The organism is Erwinia mallotivora, assembly GCF_000590885.1.
Classification (GTDB): Bacteria; Pseudomonadota; Gammaproteobacteria; order Enterobacterales; family Enterobacteriaceae; genus Erwinia; species Erwinia mallotivora.
Window position 1 is genome coordinate 38,696 of record NZ_JFHN01000036.1, and the last position, 24,487, is coordinate 63,182.

Annotated in this window: 24 protein-coding genes and 2 pseudogenes; 13 read left to right on the top strand and 13 right to left on the bottom strand. The window is 52.4% G+C overall.

Annotation, left to right across the window (positions count from 1 at the left end; translation table 11 throughout):
- Nucleotide 1: 1 nt before the first annotated feature.
- The 4 genes from BG55_RS06810 to BG55_RS06825 form a co-directional block, all read right to left on the bottom strand.
- Nucleotides 2-1,291, bottom strand: a complete 1,290-nt coding sequence (locus BG55_RS06810) for a lysine N(6)-hydroxylase/L-ornithine N(5)-oxygenase family protein (protein WP_034935834.1) — start codon at nt 1,289-1,291, stop codon at nt 2-4.
- An 8-nt stretch (nt 1,292-1,299) separates the two neighbouring features.
- On the bottom strand, nt 1,300-2,853 hold the full coding sequence (locus BG55_RS06815; RefSeq protein ID WP_034935835.1) for a pyridoxal phosphate-dependent decarboxylase family protein: 1,554 nt from the start codon (nt 2,851-2,853) through the stop codon (nt 1,300-1,302).
- A 469-nt stretch (nt 2,854-3,322) separates the two neighbouring features.
- Complete coding sequence (pyk, locus tag BG55_RS06820; RefSeq protein WP_034935838.1) at nt 3,323-4,765, bottom strand: pyruvate kinase; 1,443 nt, start codon at nt 4,763-4,765, stop codon at nt 3,323-3,325.
- Nucleotides 4,766-4,870: 105 nt separating this feature from the next.
- Complete coding sequence (locus tag BG55_RS06825; RefSeq protein WP_034935839.1) at nt 4,871-5,755, bottom strand: MurR/RpiR family transcriptional regulator; 885 nt, start codon at nt 5,753-5,755, stop codon at nt 4,871-4,873.
- A 375-nt stretch (nt 5,756-6,130) separates the two neighbouring features.
- On the opposite strand from BG55_RS06825, the gene zwf reads away from it, so the two are divergent.
- Entirely contained in the window at nt 6,131-7,606 is a 1,476-nt protein-coding gene (gene zwf, locus BG55_RS06830) for a glucose-6-phosphate dehydrogenase (RefSeq protein ID WP_034935843.1), read from the top strand.
- Nucleotides 7,607-7,829: 223 nt separating this feature from the next.
- On the top strand, nt 7,830-8,468 hold the full coding sequence (locus tag BG55_RS06835) for a bifunctional 4-hydroxy-2-oxoglutarate aldolase/2-dehydro-3-deoxy-phosphogluconate aldolase (protein ID WP_034935845.1): 639 nt from the start codon (nt 7,830-7,832) through the stop codon (nt 8,466-8,468).
- A gap of 101 nt (nt 8,469-8,569) precedes the next feature.
- On the opposite strand, the gene purT is transcribed toward BG55_RS06835, so the two are convergent.
- On the bottom strand, nt 8,570-9,748 hold the full coding sequence (gene purT / locus BG55_RS06840; protein WP_034935846.1) for a formate-dependent phosphoribosylglycinamide formyltransferase: 1,179 nt from the start codon (nt 9,746-9,748) through the stop codon (nt 8,570-8,572).
- 138 nt (nt 9,749-9,886) lie between these two features.
- On the opposite strand from purT, the gene BG55_RS06845 reads away from it, so the two are divergent.
- Entirely contained in the window at nt 9,887-10,300 is a 414-nt protein-coding gene (locus BG55_RS06845) for a YebG family protein (protein WP_034935848.1), read from the top strand.
- A gap of 253 nt (nt 10,301-10,553) precedes the next feature.
- Here the strand turns inward: BG55_RS06845 and BG55_RS06850 are convergent, their stop codons facing one another.
- Nucleotides 10,554-11,372 carry a sugar phosphate isomerase/epimerase family protein gene (locus BG55_RS06850; RefSeq protein WP_034935851.1) on the bottom strand — a complete coding sequence of 273 codons (819 nt, stop codon included), beginning with the start codon at nt 11,370-11,372 and terminating at the stop codon, nt 10,554-10,556.
- A gap of 235 nt (nt 11,373-11,607) precedes the next feature.
- Between BG55_RS06850 and BG55_RS06855 the strand changes: the two genes are divergently transcribed.
- Both BG55_RS06855 and BG55_RS06860 read left to right on the top strand, forming a co-directional pair.
- On the top strand, nt 11,608-12,261 hold the full coding sequence (locus tag BG55_RS06855; protein WP_034935852.1) for a tellurite resistance TerB family protein: 654 nt from the start codon (nt 11,608-11,610) through the stop codon (nt 12,259-12,261).
- A 128-nt stretch (nt 12,262-12,389) separates the two neighbouring features.
- A complete protein-coding gene (locus BG55_RS06860) occupies nt 12,390-14,450 on the top strand; it encodes a S9 family peptidase (protein WP_034935855.1) in 2,061 nt (686 codons plus the stop codon).
- Between the two features lie 72 nt (nt 14,451-14,522).
- Here BG55_RS06860 and BG55_RS06865 read toward each other — a convergent pair whose 3' ends face one another.
- Together BG55_RS06865 and BG55_RS06870 are read right to left on the bottom strand one after the other, a co-directional pair.
- Nucleotides 14,523-15,395, bottom strand: coding sequence for an arginase family protein (locus BG55_RS06865; protein ID WP_034935856.1), 873 nt, complete (start codon nt 15,393-15,395; stop codon nt 14,523-14,525).
- Nucleotides 15,395-16,345 carry a quinone oxidoreductase family protein gene (locus tag BG55_RS06870; protein WP_200871600.1) on the bottom strand — a complete coding sequence of 317 codons (951 nt, stop codon included), beginning with the start codon at nt 16,343-16,345 and terminating at the stop codon, nt 15,395-15,397. The genes BG55_RS06865 and BG55_RS06870 overlap by 1 nt, the downstream gene beginning before the upstream one ends.
- 338 nt (nt 16,346-16,683) lie before the next feature.
- On the opposite strand from BG55_RS06870, the gene BG55_RS06875 reads away from it, so the two are divergent.
- Nucleotides 16,684-17,256 (top strand): TetR/AcrR family transcriptional regulator, encoded by a 573-nt coding sequence (locus tag BG55_RS06875; protein ID WP_034935860.1) that lies wholly within the window; start codon nt 16,684-16,686, stop codon nt 17,254-17,256.
- A gap of 167 nt (nt 17,257-17,423) precedes the next feature.
- Here the strand turns inward: BG55_RS06875 and exoX are convergent, their stop codons facing one another.
- The 3 genes from exoX to BG55_RS06890 all read right to left on the bottom strand — a co-directional run bounded on the left by exoX (nt 17,424) and on the right by BG55_RS06890 (nt 19,171).
- Nucleotides 17,424-18,086 carry an exodeoxyribonuclease X gene (gene exoX, locus BG55_RS06880; RefSeq protein WP_034935862.1) on the bottom strand — a complete coding sequence of 221 codons (663 nt, stop codon included), beginning with the start codon at nt 18,084-18,086 and terminating at the stop codon, nt 17,424-17,426.
- 11 nt (nt 18,087-18,097) lie between these two features.
- Nucleotides 18,098-18,856, bottom strand: a complete 759-nt coding sequence (locus BG55_RS06885; RefSeq protein ID WP_034935865.1) for a carbon-nitrogen hydrolase family protein — start codon at nt 18,854-18,856, stop codon at nt 18,098-18,100.
- A gap of 84 nt (nt 18,857-18,940) precedes the next feature.
- Nucleotides 18,941-19,171 (bottom strand): DNA polymerase III subunit theta, encoded by a 231-nt coding sequence (locus tag BG55_RS06890; protein ID WP_034935866.1) that lies wholly within the window; start codon nt 19,169-19,171, stop codon nt 18,941-18,943.
- Nucleotides 19,172-19,334: 163 nt separating this feature from the next.
- Here BG55_RS06890 and yobA point away from each other — a divergent pair, with 163 nt between their 5' ends.
- The 3 genes from yobA to BG55_RS06905 are packed head-to-tail and all read left to right on the top strand — an operon-like array spanning nt 19,335 to nt 20,968.
- Nucleotides 19,335-19,700, top strand: a complete 366-nt coding sequence (gene yobA / locus BG55_RS06895; RefSeq protein WP_034935868.1) for a CopC domain-containing protein YobA — start codon at nt 19,335-19,337, stop codon at nt 19,698-19,700.
- Between the two features lies 1 nt (nt 19,701).
- Nucleotides 19,702-20,580, top strand: coding sequence for a copper homeostasis membrane protein CopD (copD, locus tag BG55_RS06900; protein ID WP_034935870.1), 879 nt, complete (start codon nt 19,702-19,704; stop codon nt 20,578-20,580).
- Nucleotides 20,581-20,629: 49 nt separating this feature from the next.
- Complete coding sequence (locus tag BG55_RS06905; RefSeq protein WP_034935871.1) at nt 20,630-20,968, top strand: YebY family protein; 339 nt, start codon at nt 20,630-20,632, stop codon at nt 20,966-20,968.
- A gap of 239 nt (nt 20,969-21,207) precedes the next feature.
- On the opposite strand, the pseudogene BG55_RS06910 reads toward BG55_RS06905, so the two are convergent.
- Nucleotides 21,208-21,471, bottom strand: a pseudogene (locus BG55_RS06910) (tyrosine-type recombinase/integrase); the annotation flags it as partial.
- A 259-nt stretch (nt 21,472-21,730) separates the two neighbouring features.
- Here BG55_RS06910 and BG55_RS06915 point away from each other — a divergent pair.
- The 4 genes from BG55_RS06915 (at nt 21,731) to BG55_RS06935 (ending at nt 24,324) form a co-directional block, all read left to right on the top strand.
- The gene (locus BG55_RS06915; RefSeq protein ID WP_235192732.1) at nt 21,731-22,174 is read left to right on the top strand and encodes a DUF2778 domain-containing protein; all 444 of its coding nucleotides are present in this window, start codon (nt 21,731-21,733) and stop codon (nt 22,172-22,174) included.
- Between the two features lie 748 nt (nt 22,175-22,922).
- On the top strand, nt 22,923-23,090 hold the full coding sequence (locus BG55_RS06925; protein WP_084276238.1) for a helix-turn-helix domain-containing protein: 168 nt from the start codon (nt 22,923-22,925) through the stop codon (nt 23,088-23,090).
- 78 nt (nt 23,091-23,168) lie between these two features.
- Nucleotides 23,169-23,348: a S24/S26 family peptidase gene (locus tag BG55_RS23490; RefSeq protein ID WP_420889608.1), complete on the top strand. Its 180-nt coding sequence runs from the start codon at nt 23,169-23,171 to the stop codon at nt 23,346-23,348.
- Between the two features lie 244 nt (nt 23,349-23,592).
- The gene (locus BG55_RS06935) at nt 23,593-24,324 is read left to right on the top strand and encodes a hypothetical protein (protein ID WP_034935880.1); all 732 of its coding nucleotides are present in this window, start codon (nt 23,593-23,595) and stop codon (nt 24,322-24,324) included.
- A 5-nt stretch (nt 24,325-24,329) separates the two neighbouring features.
- Here the strand turns inward: BG55_RS06935 and BG55_RS22465 are convergent.
- Nucleotides 24,330-24,487 (bottom strand): annotated as a pseudogene (locus BG55_RS22465) (IS630 family transposase); the annotation flags it as partial.

Below are 24,487 nucleotides of genomic sequence, written 5' to 3' on the forward strand. Positions count from 1 at the left end.
TTTAACGCTCCGTCTGTGCCGGGAAGGTCTGGAAAGCGATCTGCCGTTCGATCGGGTAGACCTCCCGACCTGCCAGTTCGCGCAGTAAAACCGAATTGCGGTAGCAGGCCATCCCCAGATCCGGGGTGACAAAACCGTGGGTATGCAGTTCGGCGTTCTGTACAAAGATCTGATTGTGCAGGTCGATGCTGTAGTTACGCTGCACGTCGTAGCGGCCTTTTTCATCCCAACGCAGGCGTCTGCTGATCCCCTCAATAAACATCGGCGGCTGATAATGGTAGCCGGTAGCGACCACCAGACCCTCGGTGCGACGGGTGAAATCTTTGCCCTGTTCCTGCTGATGCAGGAACAGCTCCAGCTCGCCGTCCGGCGTGCGCCGCATGTCACACAGTTCTGCATGGGTGAACAGGTTGACGTTCAACTCACCATCAAGGCGCTTGACGTACATCAGGTCGTAAATGTCGTTGATCAGACTGCTGTTAATGCCTTTATACAGGTTCTTGTGTCGGGCATTCAGCTCGTCACGTTTCGCTGGCGGCAGATCGTGGAAATAGTCAATCCACTCCGGCGAGGTCATCTCCAGCGTCAGCTTGGTGTATTCCAGCGGATAGAAGCGGGGCGCGCGGGTGACCCAGTTAAGCTGATAACCGTATTTATCAATGTCAGTCAGCAGGTCGTAGTAAATCTCTGCGGCACTCTGACCGCTGCCCAGCACGGTAATTGACTTTTTCTGCTGTAGCGCGGCCTTGTTCACCAGGTATTCGCTGGAGTGGGTCAGGCGTTCACGGTGCGCACGGCAACATGACGGCATCCAGGCCTGCGGACCGGTGCCCAGCACCAGGCGACGGGCATACCACAGCTGACTGGCGCCGTTGACGGTGTCAACGCTGCGTACGTGGTAGCAGGCATCATCCTCGTTGTAGCTGACGTATTCAACGCGGGTATTCCAGCGCAGATTACTCAGCTTCGCCGCCGCCCACTGGCAGTACTGGTTGTACTCTTTACGCATCAGGAAAAAATCTTCCCGGATGTAAAAAGAGTAAAGTTTGCCTTTCTCTTTCATGTAGTTGAGCAGGCTGTAAGGGCTGGTGGGATCGGCCAGCGTAACCAGATCGGCCATAAAAGGCGTCTGCAAATGAGCGCTTTCCAGCATCATTCCGGTGTGCCAGTCAAAGCCGGGATTTTGATCAAGAAATACGCCGGTCAGGTTGTCTACCGGCTCGCTCAGGCAGGCCAGACCCAGATTAAACGGGCCGATGCCAATGCCGATGAAATCATAAATTGTTTTCATAGCCTCTCTCACTGGTTTGCCGCGCTGAACGCTGATGCTCGCACCTGTTCCCGACCATAATGCGCAATCAACGCAATGACGTCTTCCAGGTCTGCAACGGTGGTGTTGGGGTTCAGCAGGGTGAATTTCAGGTACTGATGGCCGTTAACTTTGGTGCCGGCGATAACGGCATTGCCGGAGCGGAACAGCGCTTTGCGGATCGCGGCGTTGATCTCGTCAATGGCGCTGTCGCTCATGCCGGAACGCGGGACGTAGCGGAAAATCTGGGTGGTCAGTTCCGGCGCATGCAGCACCTCGATTGACGGATGCGCGCTCAGTAACTGATGGGCGGTGCCGGTCAGGGCGATGATGGCATCGAAAGCTTCACCCAGGGCATCCGGTCCCATCACACGCAGGGTCAGCCACATTTTCAGCGCATCAAAACGGCGGGTGGTCTGGATACTTTTATTGACCAGATTTGGCGTACCTTCCTGTTGAGCGCTCAACGGGTTGAGATAATCAGCATGGTGAGTAACGTGACTCAGGTGCTGTTTATCCCGGACAAAGAAAGCCCCGCAACTGACGGTCTGGAAAAAAGATTTGTGGTAATCAACGGTGACGGAATCAGCCAGTTCAATGCCTTTCAGGCGCTGGCGGTGCTGAGGTGAAACCAGCAGACCACAGCCGTAGGCCGCATCGACATGCATCCACAAACCGTAGTGTTGCGATAAACGCGCGATGTCCTGTAACGGATCGATACTGCCGAAATCGGTGGTGCCACTGGTGGCCACCACCGCAATCGGAATCAGTCCCTGCTGATGGCAACGTTGGATCTCCTGCTCCAGCAGCGCAGCATCCATACGGTAGTGCTCGTCGTAATCGACCGGGATCACCGCATCATAGCCCAGGCCGAGGATCGCCATCGATTTCTGGATGCTGAAATGGCTCAGGCGGGAGGTGAAGACCCGCCACTTGCTGGCCTCTGGCGGCAGCCCCTGATGCTTAATCAGATGTCCGGGATGGTGTCTGGCACACCAGCTGTCCCGCGCCAGCAGCATTGCCATCAGGTTAGATTGCGTGCCGCCGCTGGTGAAAATGCCGTCTGCCGTCTGCGGCAGGCCAATACGACTCAGCGTCCAGTCAGTGACTTTCTGCTCAATCAGCGTGCCGCCTGCACTCTGATCCCAGGTATCGACCGAGCTGTTTACGGCCGCCATGATCTGTTCAGCCATCAGCGAAGGCAGTACCACCGGGCAGTTCAGATGTGCAACGTATTTGGGATGATGGAACCACACCGCATCGCGCAGATAGAGCGCCTGAAGTTCTTCCAGTGCCGCTTCGTTGCTGCCCAGTGGCGAATCAAGATCGACACCGGCAAATTGCGGGGCCAGTTCATGGGGCAGAATACCGCTGAATGGTTTCTCCACGCCCTGCACGGTATTGCTCAGCAGTGCCAGCACCTCCTGGGTTTGCTGGTTCCACGCGGCTAATTGCTGATCGTTGAAAATATATTGCCGGTGCCCGCTGTTGTCCGGGAAAGGATGCAAGTCCTGTACTGGCTGAGTGTGCGAACGTAAAACCATATTCTGTTCCTTTTTGCAGATGTGAACAGTCCTGCCATCAGAAGCAATGACGGCCATCGTCAGTTCAGAGTCATTAACGTATTGTTGGGAAAACAGATTTCCCGTTGAAACATCGGAAAGGTTTATTCGCTTTGTTAAGCTAAAAAACCTTGTTTTAGTATGGTTTTGTTACCTGTTTGTGTCTGATGTAATTGAGAATGGGATTATAAATAGCAATCATTATCATTCAATAGGATTATTGTGACAAAGTTGTGATAAGCATTGTTAATGTCACAAATGTGATGCAGATCACATTTTAGTGTCTCAAAATATAACCAGCCAGGAACGGGAGCGGGCAAAGAATAACGGGCATGGACAAAAAAGTGGCGGGGAAGAGGCAGATGATCTGGCTGATGAGGTTTTCGTCATCCGCATATCGCGGATGACGAAAGCTGTGAACTGAGCGCCTGAAGCGGGTCAGTAAGCAGGATTACTCCACGCGCAACACACGGCTGGTGTTGGTCGTGCCGGTGGTGCTCATCACGTCGCCCTGGGTGACAATGACCAGGTCGCCCGACATCAGAAAACCTTTGTCACGCAGCAGGTTAGTCGCATCGTGCGCGGCCGCGACGCCATCGTTGTTGCTGTCGAAATAGACCGGCGTTACCCCGCGATAGAGGGCGGTGAGGTTGAGCGTGCGTTCGTGACGTGACATGGCGAAAATCGGCAGGCCAGAGGTGATCCGCGACGTCATCAGCGCGGTGCGTCCCGATTCGGTCATGGTAATAATTGCCGTCACCCCTTGCAGGTGGTTGGCGGCATACATGGCTGACATGGCGATGGCTTCTTCGATATTGTCGAACTGCACATCCAGACGATGTTTGGAAACGTTAATGCTGGGGATCTTCTCGGCACCCAGGCACACTTTCGCCATCGCGGTGACGGTCTCGGCAGGGTACTGACCGGCTGCCGTTTCAGCCGACAGCATCACCGCGTCGGTGCCGTCCAGCACGGCGTTTGCCACGTCCATCACTTCAGCACGGGTCGGCATAGGATTGGTGATCATTGATTCCATCATCTGCGTGGCGGTGATCACCGAGCGGTTCAGCTGGCGCGCCCGACGGATCAGCGCCTTCTGGATCCCCACCAGTTCAGGATCGCCAATCTCGACGCCGAGATCGCCCCTTGCCACCATCACCACATCAGAGGCGAGAATAATGTCATCCATTGCTTCCTGGGTGGCAACCGCTTCAGCGCGTTCCACCTTGGAGACGATTTTTGCTTCGCATCCGGCTTCACGGGCTAGACGACGGGCATAGTTGAGGTCTTCACCACAGCGCGGGAACGACACGGCCAGGTAGTCACAGTTAATTTTTGCTGCGGTCAGGATGTCGGCTTTATCTTTTTCCGTCAGCGCTTCAGCAGACAGACCGCCACCCAGTTTGTTGATGCCTTTGTTATTGGAAAGCGGGCCGCCCACGGTAACTTCAGTGAAGACTTTCATCCCCTGAACCTCCAGCACCTTTAGCTGCACACGACCATCATCCAGCAGCAGGATGTCGCCGGGCACCACGTCGGCAGGCAGGCCTTTATAATCGATACCAACCTTCTCTTTGTCGCCTTCACCTTTGGCAAGACTGGCATCAAGTAAGAAGCGGTCGCCCACGCTCAGAAAGACCTTTCCTTCTTTGAAGGTAGAAACGCGAATTTTTGGCCCCTGAAGATCGCCGAGGATGGCGACGTGGCGACCCAGTTTCGCCGCAATCTGCCGCACGCTGTCCGCACGTTGCATGTGATCTTCCGGGGTGCCATGGGAGAAGTTAAGACGCACAACGTTGGCACCGGCAGCGATGATTTTTTCGAGGTTATTATCGCGATCGGTTGCCGGGCCTAAGGTGGTTACAATCTTGGTTCTTCTGAGACGTCTGGACATGTATGACTCCGTTGACTTTGAAAGGGGTGATGCCGGAGCAATCCCTGTAAAGGTTTAGTATTTTATAATATTCAGGCGATGTCTGTTGGCCTGTTGCCCATTTAACTACCGAAATGCGGGCCGGTCTGGCTGCGCTGTCAGGTCTTCCCTGTCGAATCGTGACTCCTTCAACGCCGCTTTGACACGTCTGAGATTGTCGCGGAATGTTGCACCGCGCCGCAGCGTGAAGCCGGTGGCAAGTACATCAATTATCGTAAGCTGTGCCAGTCGTGACACCATAGGCATATAAATATCAGTGTCTTCCGGCACATCAACATACAACGCCAGCGTGGCAACACGTGCCAGTAATGAGTCTGGCGAGGTTATCGCCAGCACCGTTGCTCTGTTTTCCCGCGCAAGTTGCGCCAGTTCGACTAAATTTTTAGTGCGTCCGGTATAGGAAATAAGCACGATTACATCGTCTTCCGTACTGTTGATGCAGTGCATCCGCTGCATCACAATATCATCGGAACAGATGACAGGCACATTGAAGCGAAAAAATTTATTCATCGCATCCTGTGCCACCACGGCAGACGCGCCCAGGCCGAAAAAGGCAATTTTTTGAGACCGGCTCAGCAGGTCCACCGCGCGAGTGATGGCGACAGGATCCAGATTGTGGCGAACCCTGTCCAGACCTGCCATCGCCGATTCAAATATCTTGCCGGACCAGGTCTCCACGCTGTCGTTTTCGTCAATTACGCGGCTGACCCAGGGCGTGCCCGTCGTGGCAAGACTTTGCGCCAGCTCTAACTTAAAGTCCGGAAAGCCCCGGGTCTGTAAACGGTGACAGAAACGGTTGACGGTGGGTTCACTGACCCCAGCCTGGCGGGCCAGCAGGGCGATACTGAGATGGATTATTGTTTCGGGGGCGGCAACAATGGCGTCAGCCACTTTGCGCTCGGATTTGCTCAGATTTTCCAGCTGAGACTGAATTCTTTCCAGCATAGTCATAACGGTGTCCGCTGATACATTCTGGCGATTTCAACCAAAGGAGAAATCGATGTCATTTTGTAGAGAATATACAAGCGTGCTCAGGGCGGGGGCAGAGGGCGGGTGCGCTTTGTCACGTTTTTTTGCCAGAATTTGAACTCTGTCCGGTTTTACCCGCGCAGGCCAGTCGACAAAAAACGATCAATAATCGCGCAATAAAAGACCTGTTTACCGCCGTTAAAATTTGCACAATCTGGTTTCTCTGTGCGGCAGGCGTGCAGGTCGGTTTACGCGGAGCGAACAAAAGCAGTACATTGTACTGAAAGAAAATTACAATAAGAGCCTGAGTGTTACGGATTTAGCAGGTCAGGCTTATCCTGCAACGAGGAGAATATAATGGCGGTTACACAAACGGCCCAGGTATGCGATCTGGTCATTTTCGGTGCTAAAGGCGATCTTGCTCGCCGGAAACTGTTGCCATCCCTGTATCAGCTGGAAAAAGCCGGTCAGATTCATGAAGAGTCACGCATTATTGGCGTGGGAAGGGCGGACTGGGATAAAGCAGCCTGGACCAAAGTGGTGCGGGAAGCACTGGAAACCTTTATGAAGGAGAAGATTGATGAGGCACTCTGGGACAAACTGAGCAGCCGCCTCGACTTCTGTAACCTGGACGTTAACGACACCAGCCATTTTACCAAACTGGGTAAAATGCTGGACCAGAAAAAACGCGTGACCATTAACTATTTCGCCATGCCGCCGGGCACGTTTGGCGCTATCTGCAAAGGTCTGGGCACTGCCAAACTTAATGCCCAGCCAGCCCGTGTGGTGATGGAAAAGCCGTTGGGTACTTCACTGGAAACCTCCCAGGAAATTAACGATCAGGTCGGTGAATTTTTTGAAGAAAACCAGGTGTTCCGCATTGACCATTATCTGGGTAAAGAGACGGTACTGAACCTGCTGGCGCTGCGTTTTGCCAATTCGCTGTTTGCCTCAAACTGGGATAACCGCACCATCGACCACGTGCAGATCACCGTGGCAGAAGAAGTGGGTATCGAAGGGCGCTGGGGATATTTTGATAAAGCGGGTCAGATGCGTGACATGATCCAGAACCATCTGTTACAGGTGCTGACCATGATTGCCATGTCACCACCCGCCGATCTTTCTGCCGACCGTATCCGTGATGAAAAGGTAAAAGTGCTGCGTTCGCTGCGTCGTATTGACCACACTAACGTGCGTGATAAAACCGTGCGTGGCCAGTATACCGCGGGCTTTGTGCAGGGTAAGAAAGTACCGGGTTACCTGGAAGAAGAAGACGCCAACAAAACCAGCAATACGGAAACCTTTGTCTCTATCCGCGTGGATATTGACGACTGGCGCTGGGCAGGCGTGCCTTTCTACCTGCGTACCGGTAAACGGCTGCCAACCAAGTGTTCTGAAGTGGTGGTCTATTTCAAAAATCCGGCGCTCAACCTGTTCAAAGAATCCTGGCAGGAACTGCCACAGAACAAGCTGACCATCCGTTTACAGCCGGATGAAGGGGTTGAGATCCAGATCCTTAACAAGGTTCCCGGACTGGACCACAAACACAATCTGCAAACCACCAAGCTGGATCTGAGCTTCTCAGAAACCTTTAACCAGTCGCATCTGGCGGATGCCTACGAGCGTCTGTTACTGGAAACCATGCGCGGCATTCAGGCGCTGTTTGTTCGCCGTGATGAGGTGGAAGAGGCGTGGAAGTGGGTCGATTCAATCATGGAAGCCTGGGCGGCAGATAAAGAAGCGCCCAAGCCTTACCAGGCCGGCACCTGGGGACCGGTTGCCTCGGTGGCGATGATCACCCGTGATGGCCGTTCCTGGAATGAATTTGAGTGATTTCACCGTACGATAAGACCCGCTCAGGCGGGTTTTTTTATTGCTGAAAGGTGATGCCCTGCGCCGACGTTAAAAAATAAACCGCTGTTTCAAAAAAAGTTCAATCACATGGACGTACCGGGCAACTGTCCTGTATGGTAGTGAACAACATCACTATCCAGACGCGTTGCGCGTCGCTTTAGCCAGTCACTCCCAGGGCTGGCAAGACAGGAGAAGCAGGTCGATGAGTAACTGGAAAATAAGTGCAGAACAGATCCTGACGACCGGCCCGGTTGTGCCGGTGATTGTGGTTAACAAGCTGGAACATGCGGTGCCAATGGCGAAGGCACTGGTGGCGGGCGGCGTGAAAGTGCTGGAAGTGACGCTGCGTACCGCCTGTGCGATGGAGGCGATAAAAGCGATGGTCAACGAGGTGCCGGAAGCTATCGTCGGCGCGGGCACGGTGCTGAATGCGGAGCAGTTAAAAGCAGTCACTGATGCAGGCGTGCAGTTTGCCATCAGTCCGGGTCTGACCGAGCCGCTGCTGAAAGCCGCCGTAGCGGGTTCCGTGCCGTTGATCCCGGGCATCAGTACGGTTTCAGAGTTGATGACCGGGATGGATTACGGGCTGCGTGAGTTTAAGTTTTTTCCGGCGGAAGCCAACGGTGGCGTTAAGGCGTTGCAGGCGATTGGCGGACCCTTCCCGCAGGTACGTTTCTGTCCAACCGGCGGGATTTCACCGGCTAATTACCGTGATTATCTGGCCCTGAAAAGCGTGCTTTGTATTGGCGGCTCGTGGCTGGTGCCTGCGGATGCGCTGGAAGCCGGGGATTATGAACGCATTACCCGACTGGCGAAAGAAGCCGTTGCCGGTGCGGCTTAACGCTTCCGGACCAGCCGGTAAAGCGCGAAAGGATGGCAAATGCCATCCTTTCTTTATTGGCGGAGCGGGGAGAAGCGCACTGTGCCAAACCTTTATGCTTCTCAGCCGCTGACTTTGACGCCCGCTGCGCAGTTGATGGCACGTTGTATCGCATCGGCAATATCTTCACCGCTTGCCAGCGCAACCCCCATCCGCCGCTTACCGTGAATTTCAGGCTTGCCGAACAGACGCAGTTGCAGACCTGCCCCAAGCACCTCTGCCAGCTGCGCAAACTGCACGTTGTCGCTGTCCAGTTCAGGCAGGATCACCGCAGAGGCCGCCGGACCATACTGGCGAACAGCGCCCACTGGCAGGCCGAGGAAGGCACGGACATGCAGTGCGAACTCTGACAGGTCCTGCGAAATCAGCGTGACCATCCCGGTATCGTGTGGACGTGGAGAAACCTCGCTGAACACCACTTCATCACCACAGACAAACAGCTCGACGCCAAACAGGCCCTGACCACCCAGCGCGGTAACCACCTTTGCTGCGATCTCCTCAGCGCGTTGCAGGGCGAGGGCGCTCATCTGTTGGGGTTGCCATGATTCGCGGTAATCCCCCTCTTCCTGACGGTGACCAATGGGGGCGCAGAAATGGATGCCATCAACCGCGCTGACAGTCAGCAGGGTTATCTCAAAATCAAATTTCACCACACCTTCAACAATCACTTTCCCGGCCCCGGCGCGTCCACCCTGCTGGGCGTATTCCCAGGCTGCCTTCAGCTGTGAGGCTTCACGAATAAAACTTTGTCCTTTACCGGACGAGCTCATGACCGGCTTGACGATGCACGGGAAGCCAATTGCCTGGACGGCCTGATGAAAAGCCTGCTCATCATCGGCAAAGCGGTAGTCTGAGGTGGGCAGGGAGAGCTCTTCAGCGGCCAGGCGACGAATGCCTTCGCGGTTCATGGTCAGACGGGCGGCACGCGCGGTCGGCACCACCTTTTGCCCCTGTTTTTCCAACTCAATCAGCATATCTGTCGCGATGGCTTCGATTTCCGGCACAATAAAGTCAGGACGTTCTGACGCCACCAGGGCTTGCAGTGCTTCGCCATCCAGCATGTTGATGACATGGCTGCGATGCGCCACATGCATGGCGGGTGCGTCGGCATAGCGATCGACGGCAATAACTTCCACGCCAAGGCGCTGGCATTCCAGCGCGACTTCTTTGCCAAGTTCACCCGATCCTAACAGCATTACACGCGTGGCGGCGGGGCGCAGCGCAGTACCAAGAGTTGTCATAATGTCTACCTGATTGGAAGGAAAAAAACGCGCGCAGTATAAACGAAAACGATTGCGCATACATCCGATTTACGGGCTTGAGAAGGGAAATCATCACTGTTATACTGTATAAAAATACAGTTAAATAAGGTGGAAACAATGGCTGTTGAAATAAAATATGTTGTGGTCAGAAAAGGTGAGGAAAAAATGACTTTCGCCAGTAAAAAAGAAGCCGATGCCTACGACAAAATGCTGGATATGGCGGAAGTCTTCTCCGACTGGCTTGGTGTGGCCCCGCTGACGATTGACGAAGAGCAGCGCGAAATACTCGGACTGTTCCTCGCAGAGAATAAAGATGCCCTTGCACATATTCTGCGTACCAGCAAACAACCTGAGCGTGCGAATGTGAGCATGGAAGGCAACGACCTGAACCCGGCCGGGGAGCCCGGCAAGGCTGTTGATACCGGGCAGGAAAGCGACACTCTGGCAGACGCCACGGATGAAGCAGAACCGAAGAACAAACTGAAAGCGATCGGTGCAGGCAAACCCTCCCGCGCCAGTAAGGTAGCCTGAGGTCAGCAAACGAAATCCGTCCGTTGCTGCGGTCCTCTCATCCGGGGCCTGCGACTTCGGTGACCGGCAGTGTGCCGGGAGTCTGGCGTTGTGCTCCACGACGTGCGTGCTGTTACCTTATTTTACGGGGTAACCACAGGAGATGCGATGCGGCGACCAGTTTGCCAGATGAACCGGGTTTACCCGTCGAACCGGCTCCGGAGCGTCGCCGGATTGGACGACGTTTTCCATTGCAGCACAGCGGCAGATTTATTCAGATGCCACAACATCGCTTCAGGGCAGACATGGCTTCTATTGCCACGTCGTGAGCTGCACGCTGATGCAACTGGTCGTTAAAGACTTCCAGGCCAAGAGGTCCGTTGTAGCCACCCTCTGCCAGATAATCCAGCAGGGTGTTCAGCGGGAAACACCCCTCGCCGGGTAACAGGCGCTTATGACGTGCGATGTCGACCAGCGCGTGCTCATCGGGCAGGGCGGCGAGGTCGGACAGCTGTACCAGAAAGATTTTATCCATCGGGATCCCTGCCAGGTCTGCTACCGAGCGCCGACGGGCAAAGATGTGGAAAGCATCGACCACCAGACCAAGATTCGGCTGATCGATACGCTGCACCAGCTGCCATGCTGCCGCAGTATTGTTAATGTGTGTACTCCATGCCATAGCTTCAAAGGCCACCCTCAGTCCCCGCCTGCCTGCCTCATCTACCAGCCAGCGGATATCCTCCTCTTCGCGCCCGGCAAGACAATTATCAGCGGTTGATGCTGGCGTCAGCAGCGTGGTTGCACCGAGAGCCACTGCCGTATCCAGCATCACCAAAGCTTCATCACATTTTCGCTGACGAACGGCGTCCGGTGCGCCATCGAAATCCAGCAGCACCTGATAATCGGTAAATGCCAGATTTTTAGCGCTGACCAGGTCAATAATCCCCGGCACGCCGCCGCCCGCTTTCTCCACATCCTGCCGCCAGAGTTCAATCTGACTGAAGCCCGCCTGCGCTGCGGCCTCAATTTTTTCTTCGGGTGTTCCCCCTAAAATAACCGTGTTGATAAACAGGGGATTATGAGCAAATCGCATGATTTTCCTCAGCCGATATCCGGCGATTAAGTGTCGAATCAGTTCTACCGTCAAAACCTGAGATGCCGCTGTCTTCCCTGCGCGAATGCCAGGCATAATGATTATCATGCTAATTATAGTGTTGTTCCTTTGTTAGCGAAGTGTAGCTGGTTGTTTTCGGGGCTTTTCCAGACTTGACGGTTCTTGACGTAACGCCCTCTATGCTGGACGTTTTCTGTCACTGAAAGGAAAGACGATGGCTGACTGGCTGAAACAAATTCAAAATATGCTGGGCAATGGTAAGCAGGGAAAAAGTGGTGGCGAGGGATTAGGCAAGATGCTGGCACCGGGCGCGCTGGGTGGTCTGGCAGGCCTGCTGATAGCGAGTAAATCTTCGCGCAAACTGCTGACGAAATACGGGAAAAATGCGCTGATCATCGGCGGCAGCGCGGCGGCGGGGGCGGTGCTGTGGAATAAATATAAGCAGCGTATCGCTGAAACCCACCGCGACCAGCCGCAGTTCGGTCAGCAGTTCTCGCCACCAGACCGTCGTGCGGAGCGTCTGGTGCAGGCGCTGGTGTTTGCGGCGAAAAGCGATGGTCATATTGACAATAACGAGCGACAGGCGATCGACCAGCATATTCAGCAGGCCGGGCTGGGCGCAGAGGGTGAGCGAATGATCCAGCAGGCCATTGATATGCCCCTGGATCCACAAAAGCTGGCGAAGGACATCAGTAATGAGGAGGAAGCGCTGGAGGTCTATTTCCTCAGTAATCTGGTGATTGACGTGGACCATTTCATGGAGCGCAGCTACCTTCAGGCTCTCGCAGACGAACTGAAAATACCCCAGGATGTTCGCGAGAGTATTGCCAGTGATATTCAGGCTGAAAAGCAAAAATTATCTGCCTGATCACCCGCCGGGGGCATCTTTGTCCCCAAGCTGTTGTTTTATCACCGACCGCTTCAGGCTCCCGCCTGACAATCAGCGCGGTAAATGCCACACTAAGCAGACATGACTGACTTAGTGGATGTCCGATAATGCCGAAACCCCCAATCGCCAGAAAAATTCCTGTTGAAATGACCCTGCACGGTGAGACGCGCATCGATAACTATTACTGGCTGCGTGATGACCAGCGTCAGCAGCAGGATGTTGTTGACTATCTCGAAGCTGAAAATGAGTACGGCAGCGCGATTATGGCACCGCACCAGGCGTTGCGGCAGGAGGTGCTGAAGGAAATTATTCAACGTATTCCGCCACGTGAGTTTTCCGTGCCCTATGTTAAAAGGGGCTGGCGTTATCAGAGCCGCTACGAGGAAGGCAAAGAGTATGCAATTTATACCCGCCAGCCGGAAGACACTGCCACACCGGAGCAATGGGAGATCCTGCTTGACTGCAATCAGCGAGCGGCAGGCGCAGATTTTTATACCCTCGGCGGACTGGGTATCAGTCCGGATAATCAACTGCTGGCGGTGGCAGAGGACTATCTGTCACGCCGTCAGTACGACATTCGTTTCTTCAATCTGACCACCGGCGAGTGGTATCCGGAAGTGCTGGAGCATGTCTCTTCAGGATTTGCATGGGCGGACAGCGGCACGTTCTATTACGTGCTGAAAGACAGGCAGACTCTGCTGCCGTGGCAGGTATGGCGTCACCGACCTGGCACCTCACAACAGGAAGATGAACTGGTTTATGAAGAGCAGGACGACACCTTTTACGTCAGCGTTCACAAAACCACCTCTGAGCAGTTTGTTGTTATCAGTCTGAACAGCACCACCACCAGTGAAATTTTGTTGCTGGATGCGGATTCCGCCACGGCTGAGCCACAGATATTCTGTCCACGCCGTAAAGATCACGAGTACGCGGTGGATCACTATCAGCAACAGTTCTGGGTTCGCTCGAACCGGGAAGGGAAGAATTTTGCACTTTATTACAGCCAGCAGTTCAGTGAGGACAGCTGGCAAACCCTGATCCCGGCACGCACGCCTGTTCTTCTGGAGGATTTCAGCCTGTTCCGTGACTGGTTGGTGGTGCAGGAACGCGAGCAGGGGCAGACCAGACTGCGGCAGATCTGTCGCAAGACCGGCAGGGATGTGGTAATTGCTTTCGATGACCCTGCCTGCGTAACCTGGCTCTCTTACAATCCCTCACCGGAAACTGCGCTGCTGCGCTACGGTTACTCCTCGATGACCACGCCCGATACCCTTTACGAGCTGGACATGGACAGTGGCGAGCGCAGGACGCTCAAGCAGACTGAAGTAAAAGGTTTCAACGCCGGCGATTATTGCAGTGAACGGCACTGGATAACCGCGCGCGACGGCGTGAAGGTGCCGGTGTCGCTGGTTTATCACCGGCAACATTTCCAGCCGAAAAAAAATCCACTGCTGGTATACGGCTACGGTGCTTACGGCAGCAGTATGGATGCTGATTTCAGCGCCAGTCGCCTGAGCCTGTTAGATCGGGGTTTTGTCTTCGCCATTGCGCATATTCGTGGTGGCGGTGAGCTGGGGCAGCAGTGGTACGATGACGGAAAGTTGCTCAATAAAATGAATACCTTTCACGATTTTATCGATGCCACCCACGCGCTGGTGGCGCAGGGCTATGGCGATCCGGAAAGAATTTACGCCATGGGCGGCAGCGCGGGTGGCCTGTTGATGGGAGCGGTGGTCAATATGGCGTCATCCTGTTTTCATGGCATTGTGGCTCAGGTACCGTTTGTCGATGTGATAACCACCATGCTGGATGAGTCAATTCCCCTGACGACCGCTGAATATGATGAATGGGGAAATCCGGCTGACGAGACGTTCTATCATTATATCCGTCAGTACAGTCCGTACGATGGCGTCATTGCGCAGAACTATCCGCACATGCTGGTGACTACCGGCCTGCATGACTCGCAGGTGCAGTACTGGGAACCGGCAAAATGGGTTGCCAGATTGCGTGATGTGAAAACCGATAACAATCTGCTGATACTCGACACCGACATGGACTCCGGCCACGGCGGTAAATCGGGTCGCTTTACCTTCTATGAAGGGGTGGCGGATGAGTTTACCTTTCTGATCGCGCTGGCACAGGGCAATCTCGCTCCCACGGCTGACTGAATTTTACTCCCGAAGACTGCCGCCACTCTGCCGAATGCCCGCAGAGTGGCGGGCAGGATGGCTGGTCGGGCATCAGCCCGGCATCGGCAAAGATTCCAGCATTTTCTTCAGGTTGATGGCATCCCAGGGAAGATGTTCCGCCAGGGTTATACAGGCTATTTGCGACCTGCTGGCGGCGTGATTGACCAGCGTCACCACCTCATTGATTGTCAGTCTGCCTTCCGCTGCACCCGCAAAATCGTCTTTACCTCTGGCGGTTCTTGCGAACAGCACAGAGCGGAACAGGGTCGGATCCAACACATCAAGATCGATATGCACCGCCAGATATTTAATGCCCTGTTTCTCTATCCAGTCTGTCACCGGCTGCGCACCGTTTTTAATCTCCTGCGGGCCGCAGGTGGCGATACCGTGCCGGGCGATAAATGCCTCTTCATGCGGCAGGGGATGATGAATACCGGCAATCATGATGTTGCATGGGGAGAGAGGGCGCTGAATATTTTCAGTCAGATCCGGGTCGCCGTATCCCATCAGTGCGCCCAGCACATGGGCATGAGCGTGGGAAAAATGTTGTGGATCCATCACATCCGGATGCGAATCGACCCACAGCACACCCAGGTCGTCACCATATTTTTCAACCAGGTAAGAGAAGGGGGCCAGTGATACCAGACAGTCACCTCCCAGAACCACCATACTGTCGGGTTGGTGTCTGTGGATAATTTTTCTGGCCGCCGCCAGTTGTGTACGGATTTGCTCCCGCCCGACAATACCATTTTCAGTGACCAGCGGTGTCGACGCTGGCTGCACGACGGGCACCTCTTCTGTGGGCCCGATAGTGGGTGGAGCAAGCCAGGCCAGCAGACGTGAACCAAAATAGTAGTTTTCGTTATTGCCACCCTGCCATTGTGGGAACAGCAGTCTGAGGGTGTTATGCACAGCAGTACTCATTATTTACTCCCTCCGTCATCATTGAGTTTGAGCAGGACAGTGCCTGCGGCCTGGCGGGAAGAGAGTCTGTGATAAGCTTCGGCGTAGTTATCCATCGGCCAGACACTGTCAATGCGTGGCTGCAGATGCCCTTCGGCAACATGCCTTTGCACCGCCTTCATGGCGATGGCGATCTCCTCATCACTTTCCATCCATGTATCGTAACCGAGCAGTTTTTTTTCATGGATAACCAGGTCCGGAATATCAATTTTTCCTTCCGTACCGCCAATAAAACCAATGGACACCACGGTTCCCCTGGGCCGAACGGCACTGAGTAACGCCGGGAGCTGCTCCCCACCCACCTGATCGAATGCCACATCAGCCCCTTGATTATTGGTAAGGCTGAGGATGGTTTTTTTCAGATCCTGCATCGATAAATTAATGACATGTTGCGCGCCAGCCTGTCGGGCATACGCCACTTTAGCGTCCGATGAAACCACAGCCATGACCTCCGCACCGGCCAGTATGGCGGTCTGGATCAGGGCATGGCCGACAGAGCCGCTTGCGCCGTTGATCACCACTCTGTCTCCGGGCTTTACTTTGCCGAGGCGGTTGACTGCCTGACAGGCTGTAATGTAATTGACCGGCAGCGCAGCAGCGGCCTCCGGAGGGTAATCAGCCGGTAAAGGCATCAGTCGTTTGTTTTCCACCAGCACCCATTGCTGCTGAAAACCATCCTCTGTGATACCGCACTGACCACCGCCATACAGAGCGACCAGCGTGCCCGCAGGAAACAGATCGCTGCGGGCAACAATTCCTGCGCCATCATTGCTCAGTACCAGAGGCGCTTCAGCCAGTGGCAATTCTCCCAGACGAATGAGGTTTGAGAGGGGGTTGACGGTGGCCGCATGCATTTTGATCAGAGAATAACCCGGTTTTGTCTCAGGAATTGCTCTTGTTTCGATTTGCATCTGTGGTTCCGGGCCGAACGAATTTGTCACCAGTGCTTTCATTGACTCACCTTAATTTTGTGAAAATGAATGATCGTTCATTCATTTTGCAGTGTCCTAGTCTGTTTCGCAACCGGCTTTGTTTAAAACCTGGAGCTGAAGGGCATGGCTGACAACGCGCATCCACTGCTGCTGGCTGGCCTCGCGTTCACTGGCAGCCTACTGAAAAGCGTAAAAACGGCACAGCAATAAGCGGTGATGTTTTCAGCAATTGACGGGTGAGCAGGAAGGGAATCAATGTTTGATGGCTATCCCGTCACAAAAGAAGATAGAATCAGCCACGACAGGAGAGTGGAGTCATGTTGAAAGATTCAGAAACATATCACAAGCTGGTTGCCGCCGCCGCCGCCTGTTTCGCTGAAAAGGGGTTTAACGCAACCAGCGTAAGAGAAATTGCTACCCGTGCGGGTATCAGCCAGGGGGCGATGTACACCTATTTCAAAGGTAAAGATGAGCTCATCTCCGCTATTGTGCTGGAAGAACAACAATCAGCACTCAGTGCTCAACAGCAGTCATATCAGGGAACCTTTCTCCAGCGCGTCTGTTCTTTACTTGGTTCATGTATCAGCGACGTCGGTTATCCGGTCACCCACCGCCTTTGGGTAGAAATTATGGCCGAATCGGCGCGCAATCATGCCCTTCAGCAGACATTTATTGCCAGCGACATCGCCATGCGGCAGGGGATAGCGGAGATTATTGTGCAGGGGATTGCTGCCGGAGAGTTTCGCCACGATATCGATACCGACGAGATGACCATCATGCTTTTTGCTTTGGTCGATGGGCTGATTGGCCGCAAAGCCATTAACAAAGACTTTTCAGTTGAACGTGACTTGCCCGCTTTTCGCGATACGCTTCGCCGCCTGCTGTGCTGAAAAATTTCTGCGCCAGCAGAACACGGGCGTCTGTGCCTGTTGAGGCAGGCCATTCAGACCCGATGAGGGTCATATTCCGGCGGTAATGACGCTTATATCCGCTTAACAGTTGCGCAGCAGGGCTTCAGCAAAGATTCGCAGGGGCGGTGAAAGGCTGGGCGCACGGCTTACTCTGCCGACAGGGCCCGCTCAATGGCGCTACGCAGGCTGGCATTCAGGTCGGGAATGTTTTTCAGCATCCACTTCAGATAACCGGGATCACGCTTTACCACTTCATCAACTTTACTGCCGCGGTATTTGCCAAATGGGAAAGTGACAGCAGAACCACGCACCTGCATCCTGCGAACCATTTCCCCGGCATCCCAGCCAGAAAACGTCATGATGCGAATAAGCAGTGACGCTGTCACGTAGCAGTCATACAACGCCCGGTGTGCGTGCAGGCCAGGCGGCGTTTCCACCTCCAGTTGCAGGGATTCCCGCAGCGCCTGGTTGCCGTATTTTCTGCCCGGCCACAAACCTCGTGCCAGCGTCATGGTGCAAATCCACTCACCCTGCATCTCTGGCAGCATTCGGCGATCAAAACTGGCGTTATGGGCAACGTAATAGTTGCTGCCATGATAGCGATGGATAGCCTGCTCGATGGTGGGCTTACCGGCCACCATCGATTCAGTAATGCGGTGAATGGCCATAGCCTGACGGCTGATGGGGCGATCGGGGCAAATCAGATCGCTCATGGGATTGACAATGGTGTTGTTAATGACATCCACTGAGGCCACTTCGACAATGCCGCCTTGCAGGCCACAGGTTTCAGTATCGATCACACGTAACATAATGCTCTCTGTCAGATTACCGTCGGTAAGCGCACCGGATGCACTTCTCCCTGCCAACCACTCTCCGTCCTGCGAGCGATGACCAGCTGTTCGCCGCTACCACCCTGCACGACCTGACGACCCTGTTCGTCCCAGACGGCACTTTTCCCGGCACTCTGGTAACCACCGGTCGGCAGGGCATGATTAGCCATCAGCACCGCCATTTTGTATTGCGTAGCCCAGCGCACCAGAAAGTCGCAGCCATGCTGATAACCTTTTTCCGATGCCAGTACACCCGTGGCGTAAAGATTAGCACCGCGAAGGGCCGCGTCCCGGGCGTATTCCTCAACGCTGATATCTGCGCAAACCGCCAGCGCGATGTTATGCCGCTGATAGCCAAACAGCGGGATCCCGGCACCCGCCTGAAAAAAAAGATTTTCATCACCAAACAGGTTGCGCTTGCCATACGCCAGACGTGTGCCATCGGGTAGAAACGCCAACGGGCACAGCAGGGTGTGATCGCCATCCAGTAACGGCAACCCGATGACAATAATCATCTGATGCTGGCTGGCGGCGATAGCAAAGGGTTCCAGTCTGGGATCGTCCATATTCATCGACAGTTCACGGCTGAGGGCCAGCTCGTAGCCCGTCAGGGATAATTCGGGGAAAATCAGAACATTAACCTGATGTTCAGCAGCCTGATGGATAAATTCAAGATGGTGCGAGATGTTCCAGTCAGTCTCTCCGGAACGCGACCCTGATTGTGCCGCAGCGACACTCCAGACGGACATATACTCTCCTGCATAGCAGTTTCAGAAGACGTATCTCATCCTAAGCGCAGCGTAAACACAAGGGAATAACACGAATATTAAATACTATTTTTGTTTCGGTTCATAAGGCAGGCGTGAAAAACCCAGCGAAGCCTGACGGTATTGCATCAGGCGCTGACGAAACCAGTCACGAAGGGCTTCCGGCTGTTCACGCTCTACCGATTCGGCAATCACCGGCATGTTATAGCGTTCTTTAAAGGCAACGCTGGCGGCTGCCAGGTCGACGTTCACTTTGTCTTTTTCTTCCTGCGGCAACAGAGCAAGATTGTGATTCATTTATTCCTCCTGATTATGTCGGCCAGGATAAAACAGCGGGTGATATTTCGCAAGCCTGCCCGTTGGCTGAGGGCTGATCTGCTCGACACCTTATTTTAAGCGGAGTATTCTTGCGGCCTTATCGCAGCCGTCGGGTTGCTCTGATTAAGATGGAATCTTGTCCATGCGTAAACTCCCGCTCTTATTTGTCCTCGCCTCCGTAGCCACGCTGTTTTCCTTACAGGCTTCTGCCCACGCCCACCTTAAAAGTCAGTACCCGGCTGCGAATGCACATGTCACTGCTTCACCGCAGGCGCTCACGCTGACTTTTTCCGAGGATATTGAACCGGCTTTCAGCGGGGTTGACATTACCGATGCCAGTCAGAAAGCTGTCCCACTGACAAAGGCGGAACGGGCACCCAGGCAACACAACCAGCTGATCGTCCCGCTGGAAAAGCCACTGGTGGCGGGCCACTATCAGGTCAGCTGGCATGTACTCTCTGTTGACGGACATAAGACCCACGGGAACTATGGATTCAGCGTGAAGTGATATGTCCCTCAGTCTGTTTTACATACTTTGTCGCTGGCTGCATTTTTCGGCACTGATGTCGTCAGGCGGCTGTAGTCTTTTCAGCGCACTGCTGGCTCCGAGCAGATTCAGGGCGTTTCTTGATAAAAAATTCCACAGGTTGCTGGTTGTCAGCGTATCGGCCACGCTGGTGACTGCCATCATGCTTGTGGTAGCGCAAACTGCACTGATGGCGGGAAGCGGCTCAGCATTGTGGGATGCTGCAACCTGGCAGGCCGTGATGCAAACGCACACGGGTCAGGTCTGGCAATGGCAACTGGTTACGGCATTGCTGGGGCTGTCGGCACTGGCGCTGCGGGGAAGAGGCAGACAGTGGTTATGCTTATTCTGCGCGAGCGGACAGCTTGTCGGGCTGGCATTCACGGGGCATGTCGCGATGGCGGATGGTCTGATGGGAACATTGCAGCGCAGTAACCAGGTGGTGCATCTTCTCGCGGCTGCTTTCTGGGCTGGCGGCCTGCTGCCCGTGCTGCTGTTGATGCGCGATACCCGCCAGCTGACCACCCGCTACGACGTCATTAAAACGTTAATGTGCTTTTCCCGTTACGGTCATCTGGCGGTAGCGCTGGTGGTGGTGACTGGCGTGATTAATTCATTGCTGATACCGGACTGGTCAGCGAGCGGATTTGGCCTTTACACCCGGCTGCTACTGCTGAAAACGCTGCTGGTAGCGGTGATGTGTGGCGTGGCGTTATTCAATCGCTACTGGCTGGTGCCGCGTTTCAGATACGCCGGGGAGCGCGCCCGGCGCATATTTATACTCACCACGCTGGCAGAAATATCTTTTGCCGCGCTGGTACTGCTGTTAGTCAGCGTGTTTGCCACGCTGGAACCAGCCTGAATTTTTTTACTGCCGTACCAGGCATTTATCCAGAGAGGTTTGTTACACCATGAAAAAACTGGCCAGTCTGATCATTGCACTGAGTTTCTGTTCCAGCGCGATGGCTGCCGAAATTATTACCGTTAGCCGTTTTGAAATGGGCAAAGATAAATGGGCATTCGACCGGGAGGAGGTGATGCTGACCTGTGCCAAAGGCGGCGCCCTGTTAGCCATCAATCCGAGCACCCTGATGCAATATCCGCTGAATGATAGCGCCGAACAGATGATTAAAAATGGGCAGATGAAGGGTCAGCCCATCAGTGTGATTCAGATTGATGATCCGCAGCGACCAGGCCAGAAAAAGAGCCTTGCCCCCTTTATTGAACGCGCGCAGAAGTTATGTAGCTGACCAGCATTTTGCAGCGAGGATCACAGTGCGGCTAACTTTTGTCCAGCGGGCTGATAACCGGCTGGAAAATCCGTATTGCCCGACTATCTTTAAAGGGCAGGGTGATACGACCTGCACAAATGCCAACTTTTAGCGCACGGCTCTTTACGGAGCCATTTCCCTGGACCGGAGACAGGAATCGTCTTCGGTCTTTTTTTATCTGGGTTTCAAAAACAGTGAGTTATATTTAAATCAGGCACTTAAGGCTCACTCTGTTGTACGGTATTACCCCCTGTTGGATTCTGTGTCGCCATTTTGTCGCCATTTTGGCGAGCCATTCTTGCCAAAGGATTGTTGGTGACGGCTTCCTCCAGGTGATCTGGTGCAAAGTGCGCATAACGCATAGTTACCCTGATATCTGAATGTCCCAGAATGCGTTGTAATACCACGATATTGCCTCCGGCCATCATAAAGTGACTGGCGAAGCTGTGGCGCAGAACGTGGCTCATCTGGCCTTCCGGTATTCGCTAAAGAATGATGCAATGAACTGAAGTTATCCTGTTTTTTAACACCTTACACTGGTTATGCATGGTGAAAAGATTTTCAGTTACCCATCCCAGTAATTAACATATAGATATCATGATCTTGAATTCTCTTTTATACCTTTTCGGAATCACGAAGCTTCCATATGATTTTAATCTGTAGTTATAATCATCGAAAAATTAATCAGCATGGATGATGATTATGTCTGTAACCTGTTCGTTTTCTTTAAACGGAATGCCAATGTCTCTCCTTACCTGCTATGGCATCGGCGCGTTTCCCGCCTTTTCAGGCCAGAAGCAGGGTCGCAACAATGAAAGTCTTACAACGGTTAAAAACATCGGGCCTATCCCGCAGGGAAAATATTACATCGTTGGCCGTCAATCCGGCGGACGCCTGGGCGACTTACGGGAAACTCTGCTCAAATACGGATATGGTACAGACCGCCGGGAGTGGTTTGCGTTGTACAGGGCTGACGGCAAAATTGACGACTGGACATTCATCAACGGCATTAAGCGTGGGAATTTTCGCCTGCATCCTATCGGCCCTATGGGGCTGAGCGAAGGTTGTATAACACTTAATCACATTACGGACTTTGAATATCTCCGCAGCCAGTTACTGAAAACAAGCATGATTAAAATACCCGGTTCAGGCATGCAAGCTTACGGCACAATACAGGTCGATTAATGATGAAAAAATGGAGTTTACGCGCACTGGCTTTCATTGTTGCGTTAATAATAATGAATTTACTGGTTGCCTGGTTTATTCGCCTCACAGCCCCCAAATTTACTGATTTGCTTGCGGGCTGGTTTAACAGCTCAGGTGTGGAAAACACGGCAGACCTGTTGATCAACTTCACGTTTATTACCGCGCTACTGCTAACGGTAGTTGTCTTCTGTCTGTTTAAGTGTCAGAAAAGGCAGTCAGCAAGGTAGCTAAAAAGATGGTGCGTTGCGGGGATATTCGCTGGAAAAAGCCTTAACAGACTGAATACATAGCGCCTGCTTTTGCAGGCGTTTTGCCATTTAATAAAGCCAGCGGCCTGCAAGAAGTCAGGGATCAGAGCCTTGTTTCAAGAAAAGACTAATGACAATCGTGAAGTCTTCCTTAGTCATGGTAGGCGAGATGTTAAGGGTGACCGCGCGGTCTAAAGCAGCGCTCAGTGCAGGCATCAGAGCAGACGTGATCCGAGCAATGAATTCTTGTGATTGTATTGACTCAAATGCGTTTGGGGTGTTTGCATTTTCGGTATGCTTAAAGCAATATCTTCTTTTGGTATAGCGTGTTCTATCGTGTCACATGTTGTGTGTAGCCACTTTAGATTGCTTTATTTTAAATGTGAACGTAAATTTGCGATCTCAGATAAAAGTATGCATCTTGAAAGCGCCGTGGTGGCGGATGTTTTGGAGAGGATTCTCACTATTTATGGTTTACTATGCAGAAAGATTTTAGTGAAAAGCTTGGGATTGCTAAGAGCCACGTTGCAAGCCTGTTACAACGTGAGCAGGTTTCGAGTAATGCTATTGTGCAATGTGCTCTTAATACAGGAGGTGATGTAAACTGGTTAGTAACTGGTAAGGGAATGCAGCGTAATGATGATTAACTTAAAAATGACAGTGAATCGCTCTTGTTGAGAAAAAAATTCACGGCGGGCGTCCTGCAAGAGGCAGAGCTCTGGAAAATGGGCTCAAGCTTTATTCCTCATCGGTTATGCAAATCTATTTTTATTTTTAGTAACGATGGATCATTGGTTGTGGATTTTGGTATCAATGAAATCAGTAATGGCAGATGGTTAGTGGAAATAGATGATAAATTCGACGTTTATGATATTGCGTTTCTAGCTGGAAAAAAGTTATTGTAACAAACCATAACTCTGTTTTTACATGCGGTATCGAAGAAGTGTAGATAGGAGGTAAAGTGGCTTTGAGTTTAGATTACAACTTTTGAAAAAATAAATCTTGGTAAAAAGTTAGTTCATGTTTTTTTGCGAATTTTATATAGAAACAGCGGTAAGTTTTTTATATACAAAATTAGTCTTATTTATAATAAAAGAATTTAATATTCAAGGGCCTATTTGTTAGTGTCGATTAATATAGGGGGGTATAGTGTCAGAGTTAAATGATAAAATTGATTTTTTACTTCAAAGAATAAATTTTCTTCTTGTCAGTTTTGAGGCGAGCAGACCTCAGTTTGTATTTGAGGACGAAACCTATGAAGTAGACCCTATAATTAGGACGTTAAGAGCATTAAGACGGCGGATAAACGCTATTAATGAACTAACTATTAATAACGAAGGTTTAAGCTCGATGCTGGACGAGCGCTTGTCTAAAGATTTTTCTTCTTTAAATCGTAGACTGACACAGCTGCTAAGAGAAAATAATGATATTAATATTTTAATTGAAACTATAAAAAGCAGAAATTATTTTTTATCTTTTTCAAGGCATATTAGAGAAGCTCTTGATGAAATTTCGCTGCTAGAAAGGGAGAAGCAAGAACGTCAAAACAAGTTGTTAACAGTTGATGAAATCTATACTAAGACAAAATTTATCTCGGAAGAGATAGTTAAAGAATATGAAAAGCTTTCTTTTTTCACATCGAAGATTAAAGATCAGCAAGACAAGATCGATATGTTGGAACAACAATATCGAAATTCTATAAAAAACATAACCTTTGATGAGGAAGACTTCAAAGATAAACAGGCCGTGATTAGTAAAGGCTATTCTTTATCTCAATCATTCCTAGTAAAAACTCGAAATTTGGATGCTGATATCGAAGAACTTAAAATTAAAACAGCAGGATTTCATGATCTAGTTAATGATCTAAATAGGTGCGCCTAATACCGCTACACTTTTGCCTGCCCATGTTTCGCCCCGGGGAATGGACTGACGGTTTCCATAAAATGGCTAACCTTCCTCAGCAGTTGCCACATTGTCCGGCACCGATGATTCCGGGTTATTGTGTCGTGCAGTGCCTGCCATAGCCGTTCAACGTGGTTCACCC

Coding starts and splice junctions, on each gene's coding strand:
- BG55_RS06905 (WP_034935871.1), top strand. CDS start 20,630: ATGAAAAAACTGGCCAGTCTGATCATTGCACTGAGTTTCTGTTCCAGC.
- BG55_RS06870 (WP_200871600.1), bottom strand. CDS start 16,345: ATGCAAATCGAAACAAGAGCAATTCCTGAGACAAAACCGGGTTATTCT.
- BG55_RS06835 (WP_034935845.1), top strand. CDS start 7,830: ATGAGTAACTGGAAAATAAGTGCAGAACAGATCCTGACGACCGGCCCG.
- BG55_RS06810 (WP_034935834.1), bottom strand. CDS start 1,291: ATGAAAACAATTTATGATTTCATCGGCATTGGCATCGGCCCGTTTAAT.
- BG55_RS06860 (WP_034935855.1), top strand. CDS start 12,390: ATGCCGAAACCCCCAATCGCCAGAAAAATTCCTGTTGAAATGACCCTG.
- BG55_RS06845 (WP_034935848.1), top strand. CDS start 9,887: ATGGCTGTTGAAATAAAATATGTTGTGGTCAGAAAAGGTGAGGAAAAA.
- exoX (WP_034935862.1), bottom strand. CDS start 18,086: ATGTTACGTGTGATCGATACTGAAACCTGTGGCCTGCAAGGCGGCATT.
- BG55_RS06890 (WP_034935866.1), bottom strand. CDS start 19,171: ATGAATCACAATCTTGCTCTGTTGCCGCAGGAAGAAAAAGACAAAGTG.
- BG55_RS06875 (WP_034935860.1), top strand. CDS start 16,684: ATGTTGAAAGATTCAGAAACATATCACAAGCTGGTTGCCGCCGCCGCC.
- BG55_RS06915 (WP_235192732.1), top strand. CDS start 21,731: ATGTCTCTCCTTACCTGCTATGGCATCGGCGCGTTTCCCGCCTTTTCA.
- BG55_RS06815 (WP_034935835.1), bottom strand. CDS start 2,853: ATGGTTTTACGTTCGCACACTCAGCCAGTACAGGACTTGCATCCTTTC.
- BG55_RS06825 (WP_034935839.1), bottom strand. CDS start 5,755: ATGACTATGCTGGAAAGAATTCAGTCTCAGCTGGAAAATCTGAGCAAA.
- BG55_RS23490 (WP_420889608.1), top strand. CDS start 23,169: ATGGGCTCAAGCTTTATTCCTCATCGGTTATGCAAATCTATTTTTATT.
- BG55_RS06850 (WP_034935851.1), bottom strand. CDS start 11,372: ATGCGATTTGCTCATAATCCCCTGTTTATCAACACGGTTATTTTAGGG.
- BG55_RS06925 (WP_084276238.1), top strand. CDS start 22,923: ATGCAGAAAGATTTTAGTGAAAAGCTTGGGATTGCTAAGAGCCACGTT.
- purT (WP_034935846.1), bottom strand. CDS start 9,748: ATGACAACTCTTGGTACTGCGCTGCGCCCCGCCGCCACGCGTGTAATG.
- BG55_RS06865 (WP_034935856.1), bottom strand. CDS start 15,395: ATGAGTACTGCTGTGCATAACACCCTCAGACTGCTGTTCCCACAATGG.
- zwf (WP_034935843.1), top strand. CDS start 6,131: ATGGCGGTTACACAAACGGCCCAGGTATGCGATCTGGTCATTTTCGGT.
- copD (WP_034935870.1), top strand. CDS start 19,702: ATGTCCCTCAGTCTGTTTTACATACTTTGTCGCTGGCTGCATTTTTCG.
- pyk (WP_034935838.1), bottom strand. CDS start 4,765: ATGTCCAGACGTCTCAGAAGAACCAAGATTGTAACCACCTTAGGCCCG.
- yobA (WP_034935868.1), top strand. CDS start 19,335: ATGCGTAAACTCCCGCTCTTATTTGTCCTCGCCTCCGTAGCCACGCTG.
- BG55_RS06855 (WP_034935852.1), top strand. CDS start 11,608: ATGGCTGACTGGCTGAAACAAATTCAAAATATGCTGGGCAATGGTAAG.
- BG55_RS06885 (WP_034935865.1), bottom strand. CDS start 18,856: ATGTCCGTCTGGAGTGTCGCTGCGGCACAATCAGGGTCGCGTTCCGGA.